Here is a 16,224-nt window from a genome sequence, read left to right as displayed (position 1 = left end):
ACCGCCACCACACGGAGTACGGACGACGCACTCTCGGGGAGCACATATGTTCATCAGGGGCGACCACGCCGAGCTGGTCGTCGGGGGCCGCCTCGACGTCCGCAGCGCGGCGGACGCCCGTACGGTCCTTCATTCGGCCGTCGACGACGGGATCGGCGACCTGGTGCTCGACCTGTCCGAACTGGACTCCTGGGACGCCACCGGGCTCGGGGTGATCATGGGCGTCCACCGGCGGGCCGGGCGGTGCGGCCGGCGGCTGGTGCTGCGTGCCGTCCCGCCGCAGATGCAGCGCCTGCTGGTGGCCACCCGGCTGCACCGGATCCTGGCCATCGAGGGCGGCATCGGCGTGGAGTCACTGCCCGGGGTGTGAGCGCCCGGCGCGCGGCGCCAGGGGAGTGGACGCCGACGAAACGTACGTCACGCGCAATCCTCACGAGACTGTGACGTCTCGGACCGGGCGGTACCCCGGTTCGTCGGAGATACTGTGTGAAGGTTTAGGGTGCGCGTGCCCGCCGCCCGCGTCCCTCGTGCGGGCACCGGACCAGAAGCGACAGCGCAGTGTGCGGCAAGGCCGGGAGGGGCTCAGCACACAACGCTTTTGGGGGGCTTGGACCTATGGACCCGAACCAGCCGGGACCCGAGGAGTACGGTCACGACGGCGACCGTGGCACACCGCGCCAGCGCCCGCCGCGGGACCCCATGACATCCGACTTCGCGCAGCCGGCGCCGGCACTCGCCCGCACCGTGCCGCTCGTGGCGGGTGACTTCCTCGTCACCGTCAACCCCGTCGACGGCAGCGAGATAGAGGTGTGCCCGCCCGGCCGGCGGCCCGAGCCGCCGGCGAAGCACACCGCCGCCGAGCGGGCGGAGCGGGCCCGCTCCGCGAAGCCGCCGGTACCGCCCGGTCCGGCCCGGCCGCAGCCGCCCCTGCTGGAGCGCCAGGAGGAGCGGGAGCGGCTGGTGCGGCTCCTCGCACGCGGCCGTTCGGTCCGGCTCACCGGCCCGTCCGGCTCCGGCCGCACCGCGCTCCTGGACCTCGTCGCGGAGGACTGCGCGGACCTCGCCCCCGACGGTGTGGTCCGCCTCTCCGGCTACCGGCGCACCACGAGCGACCTGCTGCACGACCTCTTCACCGCCGTGTACGACGCGCCCCAGTTCCGCCCGGGCCGGGACGAGCTGACGCGGTATCTCCAGGAGATCGGCGCCGTCGTCGTCCTGGACGACCTGGAGTTCGGCGGCAGCGCGCTCGACGAACTGCTCGACGCGACGCCCGAGTGCGCCTTCCTGCTCTCCGCCACCCCCGAGGTGCCCGCGCCCTCGGCCGACTCGCACGTGGAGGAGGTCTTCCTCGGCGGCCTCGACCGCGCGGGCAGCCTGGAACTCCTGGAGCGCGCCGTCGGCCGCGACCTCACGGAGGAGGAGGTGAACTGGGCGGGCGACCTGTGGTTCGAGTCCGAGGGGCTGCCGCTGCGCTTCATGCAGGCCGGTGCGCTGCTGCGGCAGCGGGACCGGCAGCGGGCCGAGGAGGACGCCGTCGACGAGTTCGGCGTCTTCCAGGACGTCCCCTCCGCCGCGGCGCCCGAGCAGGCCGGCGCCCGTGACGCCGGGGACGGACCCGGCGTACCCCTGCCGTCCCTCGCCGAGGCCGCCGCGGCCGCCCCGCTGCTCGCCTCCCGGCTCAGCGCCTCGGCGCGCGAGACGCTCAGGTTCGCGGTCGCGCTGGGCGGCGAGGTGCCCCACCAGACCCATCTGCCGGCCCTCGTGGACGACACCCACGCGGACGCGGCGCTGGCCGAGCTGGCCGACTGCGCGCTGGTCTCCCCGGTCGGCTCCCGCTACCGCCTCGCGGCCGGGGTACCGGCCCAACTGGAGGCGGCCGGGTACGCGACCAGGGCGGAGGAGTACGCGGTCAAGGCCGCCCAGCACTACTCCTGGTGGGCCGGACACCCCTCCGTGACCCCGGCGAGGGTCGTGGCCGAAGCGGACGCCGTGCTGGCCGCGCTGACCGTCCTGGTGCCCCTCTCCCCCGAGGTCCCGGCACCGGCTGAGCAGGAGGGTCCCCCGTCCTCGCCCGGAGCGGACGAGGACGGGAGCCCCGCCGTACGGCTGGCCCGGCAGGCCGCGCCCGCGTTCGCCGCGGGGCTCGACTGGGGGGCCTGGGAGCGGGCGCTGCGCTCCGGCATGGAGGCGTCCCGGCTGGCCGGTGAGGTCGGTGAACAGGCCTACTTCCACCATGAGTTGGGCATACTCGCGCTCTGCGAGGGGCAGCTCGACCGGGCCCGCGCCGAACTCGAGGCGTCCATCGGGCTGCGCGGCGCCCTCGCCGACAAGCGCGGCACGATCGCCGGGCGGCGCGCCCTCGCCCTGGTCTCCGACCGTGCGGACACGGCGCCGCTCGCCGTGCGCACGGGTGAGGAGGCGCCCGGCACGCGGCAGGAGGGGCCGGTGTCCCCGCCCAGGGGTGTACCGGCTGCCCTCGGGCCGGCCGCGCCGAGCGGTGACACGGCGACGCTCCTCACCTACCGGGCGACGCCCGCGGCGGTGCCCCGGGCCGGCGGGCTCCGCGGTGTGGTGCGGGGCACCCGGCGCAATCTGGTGGCCGCGGGCGCGGGGGCGGCCCTGGTCGCCGTGCTCGGCACCGTGGTGACCCTCGGCATGACCAACGACCACAGCGACACCCCGTCCGGGAACGTCCGGGTGGGCCCCTCGGCCGGCGAGAGCCCCAGCGACGACAGCCCCGGCGCGGACAAGTCCGGCGGCGACTCGGGCGGCGTGGGCGTCGCGAGCCGCCCGACCGGCCCGGGCAAGGGCGCCGTCCCCGGGACCTCGGACGAGTCGATAACGCCGGGGAGCACCCAGTCGCCGCAGCGCGGCACGCCGTCCGGTGGCGATACGTCCTCGGGCTCGCCCTCCAAGTCGCCCCAGCCGTCGGGGTCGTCCAGCGCGTCGCACGGCGGTGGCACGACCGGCGGGACCAACGGCGGCCCCACGGACGGGACGACCGGCGGGACCAACGGCGGCCCCACGGACGGGACGACCAGCGGGACGAGCGGCGGCCCCACGGACGGGACGAGCGGCGGCCCCACGGACGGGACCACCAGCGGTACGAACGGCGGTGCCAACGCCGGGACCACGGGAGGCACCATGACGCCGACGTCCAGCCTCTCGGCGAGCGGCCCGACGCCCAGCAGCCCCGCGAGCAGCGCCGCGAGCAGCACCGCCCCGGCGTCCTCCGGCTCCTCCGGGGCGGCGGCCGTCTGACGCCCGCCACGACCGACGGCCGGGGCCGAGCCCCTGTGGAACGGGCTCGGCCCCGGCCGTCGGTCGGCGGAGCCCGGAACGGCTGGGTCAGAACAGCCGCAGCTTGTCGTCCTCGATGCCCCGCAGCGCGTCGTAGTCCAGGACCGTGCAGCCGATGCCGCGGTCCGTGGCGAGGACGCGGGCCTGGGGCTTGATCTCCTGGGCCGCGAAGACGCCGCGGACCGGCGCGAGATGCGGGTCGCGGTTCAGGAGTTCCAGGTAGCGCGTGAGCTGCTCCACCCCGTCGATCTCGCCGCGCCGCTTGATCTCGATCGCCACGGTCCGGCCCTCGGCGTCCCGGCACAGGATGTCCACCGGGCCGATCGCCGTCATGTACTCGCGGCGGATGAGCGTGTAGCCCTCGCCGAGGGTCTCGATGCGGTCGGCGAGCAGCTCCTGCAGGTGCGCTTCCACGCCGTCCTTGATCAGCCCGGGGTCCACGCCCAGCTCGTGCGAGGAGTCGTGGAGGACCTCCTCCATCGTGATGATCAGTTTTTCGCCCGTCTTGTTGATGACGGTCCAGACGCCTTCCTCGTCCCCCGTCCCCTCCTTCAGCGTGCAGGGCGGCGACATCCAGTTGAGGGGCTTGTAGGCCCGGTCGTCCGCGTGGATCGAGACGCTGCCGTCCGCCTTCACCAAGATCAGACGAGGTGCGGAGGGAAGGTGGGCGGTGAGCCGACCCGCGTAGTCGACGGAGCACCGGGCAATGACGAGACGCATGGTCGGCAACGCTACTCGACCTCACCGCCCCGGCGCGATTCGCCCTCCTTGGCCCCTCCGGCGGCGCTCTCCCCACGTCCTCCGTTTCACCCGGGATGCCCCTGTTCGCCAATGGCTGGTTGTGTGCCTAATGAGAGTCGGCTCTGTGCGCATTCTCCTGGTGCCGCCCCCGGCCGTTGCCTACGGTAGTAACCAGGAGGTCGCGCGGCGTGTACGCAGCGTGTTCGATGGTGCGAGCTCCCTTCCCTGTCCGTAAACCCCTGTGGTCTCGGGGTGCGAGAGGAGTACCCATGTCGCTCGACGTCTCACCGGCCCTACTTGAACAGGCCGAGCGAGGCGAGGTCGACGAAGCCGATTTCGTCGACTGCGTCCGGACCTCCCTGCCCTATGCGTGGGAGATGATCAGCTCTTTGGTGGCCCAGCTGAAGGTGGACGGCGGCGAGTTCGCCGACAACCAGACGCCCCCGCCGGACGAGCAGGCACGTGGACAGCTGCTGCGTGCGCTTGCCAGCGACGCGATACGCGGCGCCCTGCAGCGGCACTTCGGAGTGCGCCTGGCCTTCCAGAACTGCCACCGGGTGGCGGTGTTCCCGCTGGACGCCTCAGTGGACGACAGGTTGGCTCGCTTCACGTCGATCCGCGGTCAACTGCTCAACCAGTCGCCGGAACTGCGCGACTGCTGAGACACACCAAGCCGTAAGGCTTGCCGCTCGGTACGCGGGAGGTGCATCTGTACCGGAGCGGCAAGCTCCCGCCGGGCCCGGGTGACGGGCCCGGCCCGGCGGGTTCAGCAGAGCTGGGGGAGCACCTCGGCACCCAGCCTGCGCACGTTCTCCTCCGTGGCCGCGAGGTCCCCGGAGCCCTCGAGCAGCAGGGCGAAGCGGCGGATGCCCGTGCGCTCCGAGGTCGCCGCCAGCCGGTCCGCGCACAGCCGCGGGGTGCCCACCGGGTGCAGTCCGCAGAGCAGTTCGGTGTACGCCAGCGGGTCCCGCATGGTCCGGGTCCGGCCGTCGACCGTCACATGCGCGTCGAGCCCTAGTTTCAGCCAAGCCGGCATCGCCTTCGTCAGTGTCTCGACCGCGTCGGTGCGGCGGTCGGCGATCTGGCAGACGCCCGCCGAGACATGACCGGCTCGGGCGATCGCGTCCGCGTCGATCCCGGCCGCGTGCGCGCAACTGCGCCACAGCGCGACCATGTCCGCCTTCTCCTCGTCCCCGACATGCATGCCGAGGAGCATCGGCAGCCCCCGCTCGGCCGCCAGCCGTACGCTCACGGGTGAGGTGCAGGCGACGACGACCTCGGGGCCCTCGGTGTCGGTGAGCGACTCGGACGGGCGCGGGACGACGGGGACTTCACGGAAGGTGAATCGTTCCCCCGCGGCGGCGACGGAGGGTTCGCGCAGCCAGCGCACCAGCAGATCGAGTGATTCGGGGAAGTCCGTCTCGTACGCCCGCAGGCCCGTGCCGAAGACCTCCAGGTCCACCCAGGGGCCGCCGCGCCCCACCCCGAGGGAGAAGCGCCCGCCCGTGGTGAGGTGCAGCAGCGCGGCCTGCTCGCCGAGCGCCACCGGGTGGGAGGTGGGCAGCACGCTCACCGCCGTGCCGACCCGGATCCGGCGGGTGCGGCCCAGCAGGAGGGCCGCCAGGGTGACGGCGGAGGGGCACGTCCCGTACGGCACGAAGTGGTGCTCGGCCAGCCATACCGCGTCGAGGCCCGCCTCCTCGGCCACGTCGGCGGACCGCACCGCACGATGCAGCGCCTCCCCCTGCCCCTGGCCCGGAAACCGGGCCGCCAGTACAAAACTTCCTACGCGCATGGCATTTTCCTGCTTTCCTGGCTCCGACACGGAGCTCCCCCGCCCGGCATAACTGCCTGACATGTGCCCAAGTCACGGCCTCACGAGGAGATTTGCGGATTGTCTACGTAATCGGCCGGTGGGAGGGGGGTCTGTCAGGGTTGGATACGTACGCGTACCCCCGCGGGGCCCGCGTAGGCTGGATACGTTCCTGCTCCCCGGATGGCTCCGTGAGGTGTTCCGTGTCTCCGCGTCGCAACCGCCCCAAGGGCTCAGGCTCGTCCGGCCGGAGCGCGGACGGGGACGACCAGCCCCGCTTCGGAGGCCGGCAGACCACCGAGAGCTGGCGCGGCGAGGAGTGGAGCGTGCGCCATGTGGCGGGCGCCGCGGCCGAGGGCAAGACCTACCGCTGCCCGGGCTGCGACCAGGTGATCCCCTCCGGCGTCCCGCACGTGGTGGCCTGGCCCGAGCACGCCGGCGTGGAAGACCGCCGGCACTGGCACCGGGCGTGCTGGAACGCGAAGGACCGCCGCACCACGCGGGTGCAGCGGTCCCGTCACGCGCCGAGGTACTGAGGCCTGAGAGTTCGGAGCTCTGAAGGACTGACTACACGTCCCGCCGCTCCAGCAGCAGCCACGCGCCCGCGAAGACGGCGGCGGTCACCACCGCGATGATCCACAGCGGGTCCCAGCCGGACGGGCCCGACGAGGTAAGGGAGTTGGAGTAGAAGACGCTGAGCTGGTTCGGGATCGAGTACTCGAACAGGGCCTTGCGCAGGCCGTCGAGGGAGTCCGAGAACATGAACAGCGCGATGACCAGCGGCGCCAGCACAAGGCCGATCATGACGGTGATGGCGCCCGCCGAGTGCCGGATGACCGAGCCGACGGCGAGCGAGAGCAGCCCGAGCAGCGCGAGATAGAGCGAGATGCCGAGCGTGCCCTTCAGCCACTCCCCGCCGGAAGGCGTCCGGGCGCCGTCGAGCAGGGCCACGTCGGCGAGGGCGACGAGGGCGACGGAGACCAGGGTCACGGTGAACGCGACCGCGAAGAACACCACCGCCTTCGCCGCCAGCACCCGTCCGCGGGAGGGGCAGGCGACCATCGTGGTCCGGATCATGCCGGTGCCGTACTCCGAGGCCGTGGTCAGCACGCCGAGCGTGATGAGGCACATGCTGCCGAGCAGCAGCCCGAAGACGCCGAACGACAGCGGGTTCTGCCCGGTCAGCTCCCCCGCCCCGGCGTGGGCGGCCACCAGCGCGGCGACCAGCAGGCCGATGCCGACCACGAGCAGCACGAACACGCCCAGCGTCCACATCGTGGAGCGCACCGACCTGATCTTCGTCCACTCCGAGGCGATGGCGTGCCCGAGGTGGGTGCGCACCACGGGGATCGGTGAGGTGTAGGTGGGATACGCGGAGCCGGGGGCCGGCTGCCAGGCGGGCGCGGCCTGCGGCATCGGGGTCTGGGGCGTGCTCATCGGGCGTCCTCGGACTTGGTCAGGTCGGCGGCAGGGGCGGGAGCGGGAGCCGGGGCGGCGGCCGGGGCGGGGGGAGTGGCGGCCGCCGGCTGCGCGGGCGGCTGCGGGGCCGCGGGGGTGGGCGTGGCGGCCGGGGCCGCGGGAGCCGTGGCCGGGGCCGTGGCGGCCGGGGCCTGGTGCTGCGGGGCCGGCTGTGCGTAGGGGTTCGGCTGCCCGTTCGCGGCGGGCGTGCCCGGACCGCCGTAGGGGCTCGCGGGCGGCTGCCCGGGCAGCGCGAACGGCTGCCCGCCCTGCTGGGGCGGCGGCGGGGCGTACCAGCCCGGCTGGCCCTGCCCCGGCACCGGCGACGGAGGCTGCACGCCAGGCGGCAGCGGCTGCATCAGACCGGCCTTCTGGTCGATGGTCGAGCGGTAGTCGACCGCGGCCTGCGTCATCCGCATGTACGCCTCTTCCAGCGACGCCTGGTGCGGCGACAGCTCCCACAGGCGTACGTCGCTGTCGTGCGCGATGTCGCTGATGCGCGGCAGCGGCAGCCCGGTGATCCGCAGCGCGCCGTCCTGCTCGGGCAGCACATGGCCGCCCGCCTCGGTGAGCGCGGAGGTCAGCTTCTCGCGCTGCTGCGGCTCGCTGTCGGGTGTGCGCACCCGCGCGAAGTCGGCGGAGTTGGCCGAGATGAAGTCCGTGACGCTCATGTCGGCCAGCAACTGCCCGCGCCCGATCACGATCAGGTGGTCGGCGGTGAGCGCCATCTCGCTCATCAGATGAGAGGAGACGAAGACCGTGCGGCCCTCCGCCGCGAGCGCCTTCATCAGATTGCGCACCCAGAGGATGCCCTCGGGGTCGAGGCCGTTGACCGGTTCGTCGAACAGCAGCACCTGGGGATCGCCGAGGAGCGCGGCGGCGATGCCGAGACGCTGGCCCATACCGAGGGAGAAGCCCTTGGACCGCTTCCTGGCCACGTCCTGGAGCCCGACGACGCCGAGCACCTCGTCGACGCGGCGGGCCGGGATACCGGACAGCTGGGCCAGGCTGAGCAGGTGATTGCGGGCGGACCGGCCGCCGTGCACGGCCTTGGCGTCGAGCAGGGCGCCGACCTGGCGGGGGGCGTTCGGCAGCCTGCGGTACGGGTAGCCGCCGATCGTCACCTGCCCGGAGGTGGGATTGTCCAGGCCGAGGATCATCCGCATGGTCGTCGACTTGCCCGAGCCGTTGGGCCCGAGAAAGCCGGTGACGGCACCCGGCCGCACCTGGAAGGAAAGGTTGTACACGGCCGTCTTGTCGCCGTAGCGCTTCGTCAGGCCGACTGCCTCGATCATGCTCCGCACCCATCGAAAGGTTCAGGACGTCGGGGCCCACACTGCCCCCGTAAGGGTTAGGAGGATATCCGGGCGCTGACGGTTCCACTCAAGAGAATGTAAAATCTCGCAGCTCACCGGCGTGAACCGGCCCCTCCCCTGGGAAGCGGCGGCCCTGCCCGGTCAGCGGCGCCCACGGCGCGGGGGCGGGACGGCGGCCGGATGCTCGGGCGTCTCGTCTCCTCAGCAGGACGCACCCCCGGCCACCCACAGCACCATGATCCCGAGACCGCCCTGGGGGACCGGCCGTGGGGACCATCGGTACAGCCGTTGGCGCTAAGGACTTGATCTTGAGCCGGTGAACCTTTCCGGTCGCAGCACTAGCGATGGTGCGGCGGGTGGGGTGGCGGTGGCGGGACGGTGGCCGTGCCGGGGGCGGACTCTGGCCAGACCAGCAGGACGGGGCAGGGGGCGTGGTCGACGATGAAGCGGCTGGCGGGGCCGAGGCTGCGGGGGCCGAGGTGGGTGCGGTCGCCGTCTCGGGCGAGGATGAGCAGGTCGGCGCCTTCTGCGGCGGCCACGACTTCCCCTTCGACGCGGCCCGAGCGCTCTTGCCGGGTACACGGGCGTCCCAGCCGCTCGGCCGCTCTGGCCAGGAGCTGTTCTGCCGAGGCGGCGGCCAGGTGTTCCACTGCGGTGCCGGGGTCGCGGTCGGGGCGTGCGCGGCCCAGTAGTCCGGCGTGGGCGCCGTGTGCGGTGCCCGGCACCTCGTGGCCGGTGACGTGCAGCAGCACCAGGTCGGCGTCTGCGGGCGTGTGGGTGCGCGCGGCGTCGACGCAGGCGGGCCAGGTGCCCTCCACGATCCAGACGATGACGGTCACGGGTGTTCAGCCTCCGATCGATTGGAGCGAGACCCACAGTGCCACCACCGCGAGCAGTAGGGCGGCGGGCACGGCGAACAGGCCGAGCCGGGTGAACTCGCCCAGCTCTACGTCCGTGTCGTGTTCACGCACGATGCGCCGCCACAGCAGGGTGGCCAGCGAGCCGGCGTAGGTGAGGTTCGGGCCGATGTTCACGCCGAGGAGCACGGCCAGGACGGCGCCCGGGCCGGTGGGGGCGGTCAGTGGCAGCAGTACCAGGACGGCGGGCAGGTTGTTGATGACGTTCGCCAGTACGGCAGCCAGTGCCGCGATGGCCAGAAGGGCCGCCAGGCCGGTGCCGCCGGGCACCAGATGGCCCAGCGCGCCCGCGAGTCCGTTGTCGACGACCGCGCGGACCACGATGCCCAGCGCCAGGACGAAGGCGCAGAACGGGAGGGCTGCGGCCCGAACGATCGCCGTGGGGGTGGTGCGGCGCCGGGCCAGGGCACGGGCCGCCAGGACGGCGGCGCCCGCGGCCGCCGCCCAGGCCGGGTTGATGCCGACCGCCGAGGTCAGCACGAAGCCCGCCAGGGTGCCCGCAACCGTGAGCAGGGCGAACAGCGGCAGTTCGCGGGGCTCGTCGGCGGGCGGGGCCTCGGCGCCCGCGTCCAGGTCGGTGACGAAGAAGCGGCGGATCACCACGTACTCGGCGCCGATCGCGACCAGCCAGGGCAGCGCCATCAACGCGGCGAAGCGGGTGAAGGCCAGGCCGCTGGCGGCGAACGCCAGCAGGTTGGTCAGGTTGGAGACCGGCAGCAGGAGCGAGGCGGTGTTGGACAGGTGGGTGCAGGCGTAGACGTGCGGCTTCGCGCGGGCGCCCAGCCGGGCGGCGGTGGCGAACACCACCGGGGTCAGCAGCACCACCGTGGCGTCTAGGCTGAGCACCGCGGTGATCAGCGAGGCCGTCACGAAGACGAAGACGAGAAGCCGACGGGGCCGGCCGGCCGCCCTGCGGGCCATCCAGGCGCCGCAGGCGTGGAACAGGCCCTCGTCGTCGCACAGCTGGGCCAGGACCAGGACGGCCGCGAGGAAGCCGATCACCGGGCCCAGCCGGGCGGCCTCGGCCGCCGCGTGGTCGAGCGAGATCGCGCCGGTGGCGATGACCACCCCGGCGGCGGGGACGGCCACGACGGCCTCCGGCCAGCCCCATGGCCGGATCACCGCGCAGGCCAGCACCGCCAGGAGCAGGACGCCGGACAGTGCTTCTGCGAGTGAGGCGTTCAGGGGCGGAGCCTTTCCGGGTGGAGTCCTAGCGTGAGGAGTTCGTCGTACACCTTCGCGCGTACGATCGCGACGTCATCCACGGGGGTGTCTGTGGCGTTCGGGTGGGGCTGGGCCTGGAGCCGGTCGCGCAGGTCGATCTCTTCGAGGGTGAGCGGGTCCTCGGGCCGGCGGATGCAGACAGGCTTGGGTCTGAGCGGCAGGTCGTCTGGTCCCCACGGCCGGGGCCGTACGGAAGGAGCCCGCGTACGACAGGGCCCGCACCCCTCGGGTGCGGGCCCTGTCCAGACGGCCGGTCAGGTGTTACCGGGTCTGCTGCGCCGGAACCCCACGGGAGATCGGCTCGTCCTCGGCCGGTGCGCCCGCGGCGGCCACCGCCGCGCCCGTGAGCGTCGCGAGCATCTCGCGGACGTTCGTGAGCTGGGCGTTGATGGAGTCGCGACGGTTCGTCAGGGCGGCCAGCTCGCGCTCGGATTCCGAGCGGATGCGGTCGGCCTTGGCGTTGGCGTCGGCCACGATGTCCTCGGCCTGGCGCTGGGCCGTCTCCACCGTCTGGCGGGCGCGGCGATCGGCGTCCGTACGCAGCTTCTCCGCCTCCAGGCGCAGCTGCTCGGCACGGTGCTCGATCTCGGCCAGCCGCTTCTCGGCCTTGGCCTGACGGGACGCCAGGTCACGCTCGGACTGCTCGCGCCGCTTGGCGAGGTTCGTCTCGAAGTCGGCGGCGGCCTGCGCGGCCTTGGCGCGGGTCTCCTCGAAGAGGGCGTCCGCCTCCTCGCGCTTGGACTGCGCGTCCTTCTGCGCCTCGGTACGCAGCTGCGAGGCGTCGCTCTTGGCCTTGTCGACGATCCGGACGCCCTCGTCCTCGGCCTTGGCCTTGCGCTCCGCAGCGAAGGACTCCGCGTCGTTGCGCACCTGCTGGGCCGCCGACTCGGCCAGCTCACGGTGCTGTTCGGCGGCGCGGCGGGCCTCCTCGCGCAGGTCCTTGGCCTCCTCCTCGGCGAGACGGAGGATCTTCTCGACGCGTGCGCCGAGACCCGCGTACGACGGCTCCGCGTCGCTGACCTGGGCCTGGGCGTTCTGCGTCTCGAGGTGGAGCTCCTCGATGCGCTTCTCCAGCGCGGTGATGCGCGCGAGAGCACTGTCACGGTCGGAGACGAGCTTGGAGATCCGTTCGTCCACCTGAGCGCGGTCGTACCCACGCCGCACAAGCTCGAAGCCGTAGGGGGAAGTGTCGCTCATGGGGTTCCTGTCGAATGAGACCAGTGAGGTGATAAGGGAATCCTAGGGCTCGATGCGGCGTGTCATCGAGCGGATGCGTGTTTGATCTGGAGAATGACACCTCTTTTGGGTGGCTGACTGTCGGGGGGCTTGCCAGGACCTGTGGGAAACGTGTCCCGGCAAGCACAGAATCGGCGCTTCTGGCTACCCTTCTGACGCTTTGCCACCCGAACGGGTCGCGCCCGCAGCGGCTCCGGCCTTGACACCGCCGTCCTTGCCACCGGACGGCGCCTCGAAGGACTCCAGCGCCTCCAGGACGTCCTGGACGCGGGAGATCTCCGTGTTGATGTCCGCACGCCGGCGCACCAGGATCTCCAGTTCCCGCTTGCCCTCCTCGACGGCCTTGCGGGCCTCGCGGATGGCCTCGGCCTTGATCTGCTCGGCCTCGGCGACCAGCGTGGCCTTCTTCTGCTCGGCCTCCTTCAGCAAGCCCTCCGCCTTCTTGACCGCGGCGATACGGACCTTGCCCGCCTCGGAGTCGGCCTCCGAGAGGGTCTCCTCCGCCTCGGCCTTGGCCGTCTGAAGCTGTTCCTCGGCGGCCTTGACCAGCGCGTCGCACCGCTCGCCCGCCGACTTCATCGCCTCGGCCGACTCGCGCCGCGCCCGCTCGTGCAGCTCCTCGACCTCCGCGGTGACGCGCTGGCGCAGCTCCTCCGTGCGTTCCCGGGTCGCGGTCGCGTCCCGGCGCGCGCCGACGAGCAGTTCGTCCGCGTCCGACCGGGCCCGCTCCACCAGCGTGTTGCCCTCGACCGTCGCCTCGGCGACCAGGCGCTCGGCCTCCTTGCGCGCGGCACCCACCATCGTGTCCGCCTGCGCCTCGGCCTCCGCCGTCGTCGTGCGCGCGGTCTGCTGGGCCTCCGCGAGCAGCTTGTCGGCCTCGGCCGCGGTCTCCGAGATCAGCGTGTCCACCTGTTCGGCCGCCTCGGAACGCCGCTTGTTGGCATCCCTGCGCGCCTCGTCCAGGGTGTGGCCGGCCTCCTCGCGCGCGGCCGTGGTGACCCGCTCGGCCTCCGCCTCCGCCCCGGCCCGCAGCCGCTCCGACTCGCCGCGGACACGCTCGGCGTGCGCCTGCGCGGACCCGACCGTCTCGGCGGCCTCCGCCCGCAGCCGCTCCGCCTCGCCGGTGGCCTCCGCAAGGAGCGCGTCGGCCGTGGCCACGGACTCGGCCCGGACCCGCTCGGCCTCGGCGGCGGTCTCCACGGTCAGCCGCTCGGCCTCCGACGCCGCCTCGGTGATGAGGGCGTCCGCCTGCGTGGCCGCGTCCGAACGGATCCGGTTCGCGTCCTCGCGCGCCTGCGCGCGGGTGCGCGCCGCGTCCTGCTCGGCGGTGGCGATGGTGTCCGACGCCTCGGTCCGGGCGCGCTGGGCGTGCTCGGTGGCGTCCGAGCGGACCCGCTCGGCCTCGGCGATCGCCTCCGTGACCGTCCGCTCGGCCAGCGACTTGGCGGCGTCCGTCTCCTCGGCAGCCTGCCGGCGGACGCGGTTCGCGTCCTCGGTGGCCCGCTCGCGCTCCGCGTGGGCGTCGGCGCGGACCCGGTCGGCCTCCTCCTGCGCCTCGGCGCGCGTCCGCTCCGCCGCGTGCTCGGCGGCCGAGCGCAGTCCGGTGATCTCGTCCTGGGCCTGCTCGTGCAGCCCGGCCACGGAGTCCCGCACCTGCTGGGCGTGGAGCTCGGCGGCCGACACCATCTCGGTGGCGCGCCGGTCGGCCTCCTCCACCAGGCGTACGGCCTCGGCCTGGGCCTCCTCGACGCGGGCGCGCGCCACCGCGAGCAGTTCCTCGCTCTGCGCGCGGGCCCGCTCGCGCTCCTGGTCGGCCTCCTGGCGTGCGCCGCCGAGCAGTTCCTCGGCCTCGCGGCGGCGCCGGGCGGCCTCCTCCTGGGCGGCGGCGAGCGTCTCCGTGGCCTCGGCGGCCAGCCGCTCGGCGGCGGCCTGGGCCTCGGCCCGGACCCGGTCGGCGGTGTCCTGCGCCTCCACCTTCAGCCGCTCGGCCTCGGCCGCCGCGTCCGACCGCAGACGTACGGCGATGGCCTCGCCCTCGGCGCGGGAGGCGGACGCGTCGGCGGCGGCCTCCGTGCGCAGCCGGTCGGCCTCGGCCCCGGCCTGCGCCTGGAGCGTACGGCTGCGCTCGGCGGCCTCGGCACGCAGCCGGTCGGCCTCGTCGACGGCCTCGCGGCGGATCCGCTCGGCCTCCGCCCGTGCGTCGGAGAGCGCCTGTTCGGCGGAGGCGAGCCGCTGCTCGGCCTCGGCCTGGACACGGGCCAGCTCCTCGGCGGCCTCCGTGCGGCGCGCCTGGACGGCCCGCTCGGTCTCCTCGCGCAGCTCGCGGGCGGCCTTCTCCGCCTGCTCCTTGATCGCGTCCGACAGCTCGACGGCCTCGGCGCGCTGGGTCTCGGCCTCCGTGCGGGCGCGCTCCAGGGTCTCCTCGGCCTGGCGGCGCAGCAGCGAGGCGCGGTCGATGGCCTCGGCGCGGACCTTCTCGCTGTCGGTGCCGGCGCTCTGGCGCAGCTCGTCCGCGTCGGCCTTCGCCTTGGCGAGCAGCTCCTCGGCGGTCCTGGCCGCCTCCTCGATCTGCTGGACGGCCTCGCGCCGGGCCTCGGCGCGGATCTTCTCGCCCTCGGCGACCGCCTCGGAGCGGAGCTGCTCGGCCTCGCCGCGCAGCCGCCGGGCCTCCTCCTGTAGCTCGACGGTCTTGGCGCGGTACTCCTTGGTGTCGTCCTTCGCCGCGCCCTTGAGCTGCTCCGAGATGTCGTGCGCCTCGGCGCGCAGCCGGTCCGCCTCGGTCTCCGCCTCCCGGCGGATCCGCTCGGCCTCCTCGGCGGCGGCCTTGGTGGTCGCCTTGGCGTCCTCCGACGCCTTGGTGAGGACGTCCTCGGCCGTACGAGCGGTCTTGGCGAGCTGGGAGGCGGTCTCCTCGGCGGTGATGCTGCGGGCCTTCTCGGCGGCCTCGGTGACGATCTTCTCGGCCTCGGCACGCGCGTCCGCGACCACCTGCTCGGCCTCGGCCTTGGTGGCCTCCGCCTCCTTGGTGGCCTCGCTGACCAGCCGGGCGACCTGCTCCTTGGCGGTGCGGGTGCGCTGCTCGTTGGTCGACTCGGCACCGGCGAGGGCCTTGGCGGCGGCATCCTTCGCCTCGGTGACGGCCCGGTCGGCCTCGGTACGCGCCTCGCGCAGGGCCGTCTCGGCCTCCGCCATCCGCTGCTCGGCGGCCCGGCTCAGCTCCGTCGCCTGACGGCGGGCGGCGTCCGACTCGCTCGCGGTGGCGGACCGCAGCTGCTCGGCGTGGTCGGTGGCCTCCTGGGCCTGGGTGGACGCGGCGTCGAGCAGCCGCTCGGCGTCCGCGCGGGCCCGGCGCAGGAGCTGGTCGGCCTCGGCGCGGGCGCCCTCGGACTCGCTCTGCAGCCGCTGCCGGGCCTCGGCGGTGAGCCGCTCGGCCTCGGCGCGGGCGGCGGCCAGGGACTGCTCGGCCTCGGCGCGCGACTCCTCGACCAGCCGGCGGGCCTGCGACTCGGAGCGGGCGCGCAGCTGCTCCGCCCACGCCACGTTCTCGTTGACGTGCGACTCGACGGTCTGCCGGCGCTCCGCCAGCTCCTGGTCCAGCTGCTGGCGGCGGGTGACCGCCTCCGCGTGCAGCTCCGCCTGGAGGCGGGCGACCTGCTCGGCGTGCTCCTGGAGGATGCGCTGCGTCTGCGCGCGGGCCTGGCTCAGCTCGCGCTCCGCGTCCGCCCGCAGCTGGTCCGCCTGCATCTGCGCCGTACGGAGCATCTGCTCGGCCTGATAGCCGAGGTCGGCCCCGTCGTAGGCGGGACGGGTCATGAGCGTGCGGCGCGCCTCGTGCAGCTTGGCGCGCAGCACCTCGACCTGGTAGCCGAGGTCCTCGGCGTGCTGGATCGCCTTTTCCCGCTCGGTCTTCAGCCGCTCCATCTCGGCCTCGAACCGAGAGAGGTGGTCGACGTCAGCCGCCGGCTCTCGCTCCTGGCGTTCGTAGCCCCGCACTGCGCGGTCCCATCCGTCCCCTGGTCGCAAGTCTCTCCAAACGAGCCCCGTTCATCCGCCGAACGGAGCCCCCGGGGAATGGTGTCAGATCAACGGCGGAGCATGGGCTGCCGCCCCGACGCTCGTCCCCCGAAAACCCGGACCCCGGTCTCCCGTCCCGTCGTCACGACGGGACGCGGTCGCCCTGGTGGAGCGACGACCGGCCCCAACCCTACCGGCCCTTATG

General features: G+C 73.7%; 12 protein-coding genes. 4 read left to right on the top strand and 8 right to left on the bottom strand.

Annotated features, from left to right (window positions below; translation table 11 throughout):
- Positions 1–46 precede the first annotated feature (46 nt).
- Both ACWD5Q_RS22675 and ACWD5Q_RS22670 read left to right on the top strand, forming a co-directional pair.
- A complete protein-coding gene (locus ACWD5Q_RS22675) occupies positions 47–370 on the top strand; it encodes an STAS domain-containing protein (RefSeq protein ID WP_451428849.1) in 324 nt (107 codons plus the stop codon).
- A gap of 245 nt (positions 371–615) precedes the next feature.
- On the top strand, positions 616–3,261 hold the full coding sequence (locus tag ACWD5Q_RS22670; protein WP_451428848.1) for an ATP-binding protein: 2,646 nt from the start codon (positions 616–618) through the stop codon (positions 3,259–3,261).
- Between the two features lie 87 nt (positions 3,262–3,348).
- Here the strand turns inward: ACWD5Q_RS22670 and nucS are convergent, their stop codons facing one another.
- Entirely contained in the window at positions 3,349–4,020 is a 672-nt protein-coding gene (gene nucS, locus ACWD5Q_RS22665) for an endonuclease NucS (protein WP_451428847.1), read from the bottom strand.
- Positions 4,021–4,310: 290 nt separating this feature from the next.
- Here nucS and ACWD5Q_RS22660 point away from each other — a divergent pair, with 290 nt between their 5' ends.
- Positions 4,311–4,703 carry an SCO5389 family protein gene (locus ACWD5Q_RS22660; RefSeq protein WP_451428846.1) on the top strand — a complete coding sequence of 131 codons (393 nt, stop codon included), beginning with the start codon at positions 4,311–4,313 and terminating at the stop codon, positions 4,701–4,703.
- 104 nt (positions 4,704–4,807) lie between these two features.
- Here the strand turns inward: ACWD5Q_RS22660 and ACWD5Q_RS22655 are convergent, their stop codons facing one another.
- Positions 4,808–5,836 (bottom strand): LLM class flavin-dependent oxidoreductase, encoded by a 1,029-nt coding sequence (locus tag ACWD5Q_RS22655; protein WP_451428845.1) that lies wholly within the window; start codon positions 5,834–5,836, stop codon positions 4,808–4,810.
- Between the two features lie 221 nt (positions 5,837–6,057).
- On the opposite strand from ACWD5Q_RS22655, the gene ACWD5Q_RS22650 reads away from it, so the two are divergent.
- Positions 6,058–6,390 (top strand): ATP/GTP-binding protein, encoded by a 333-nt coding sequence (locus ACWD5Q_RS22650; protein ID WP_451428844.1) that lies wholly within the window; start codon positions 6,058–6,060, stop codon positions 6,388–6,390.
- 31 nt (positions 6,391–6,421) lie between these two features.
- On the opposite strand, the gene ACWD5Q_RS22645 is transcribed toward ACWD5Q_RS22650, so the two are convergent.
- The 6 genes from ACWD5Q_RS22645 to scy form a co-directional block, all read right to left on the bottom strand.
- Positions 6,422–7,291, bottom strand: coding sequence for an ABC transporter permease (locus ACWD5Q_RS22645; RefSeq protein ID WP_451428843.1), 870 nt, complete (start codon positions 7,289–7,291; stop codon positions 6,422–6,424).
- A complete protein-coding gene (locus tag ACWD5Q_RS22640; protein ID WP_451428842.1) occupies positions 7,288–8,607 on the bottom strand; it encodes an ABC transporter ATP-binding protein in 1,320 nt (439 codons plus the stop codon). The genes ACWD5Q_RS22645 and ACWD5Q_RS22640 overlap by 4 nt, the downstream gene beginning before the upstream one ends.
- Positions 8,608–8,966: 359 nt before the next feature.
- Entirely contained in the window at positions 8,967–9,467 is a 501-nt protein-coding gene (locus ACWD5Q_RS22635; RefSeq protein WP_451428841.1) for a universal stress protein, read from the bottom strand.
- Positions 9,468–9,473: 6 nt separating this feature from the next.
- The gene (locus ACWD5Q_RS22630) at positions 9,474–10,730 is read right to left on the bottom strand and encodes an SLC13 family permease (protein ID WP_451428880.1); all 1,257 of its coding nucleotides are present in this window, start codon (positions 10,728–10,730) and stop codon (positions 9,474–9,476) included.
- Between the two features lie 300 nt (positions 10,731–11,030).
- Positions 11,031–11,966: a cellulose-binding protein gene (locus ACWD5Q_RS22625; RefSeq protein WP_451428840.1), complete on the bottom strand. Its 936-nt coding sequence runs from the start codon at positions 11,964–11,966 to the stop codon at positions 11,031–11,033.
- Positions 11,967–12,149: 183 nt separating this feature from the next.
- The gene (gene scy / locus ACWD5Q_RS22620) at positions 12,150–15,998 is read right to left on the bottom strand and encodes a polarized growth protein Scy (protein WP_451428839.1); all 3,849 of its coding nucleotides are present in this window, start codon (positions 15,996–15,998) and stop codon (positions 12,150–12,152) included.
- Positions 15,999–16,224: the final 226 nt, after the last annotated feature.

This window comes from Streptomyces sp. NPDC002513, from assembly GCF_053595355.1.
Note: the sequence above shows the minus strand (reverse complement) of the source record. Positions and strands in the feature narration are given on the sequence as shown.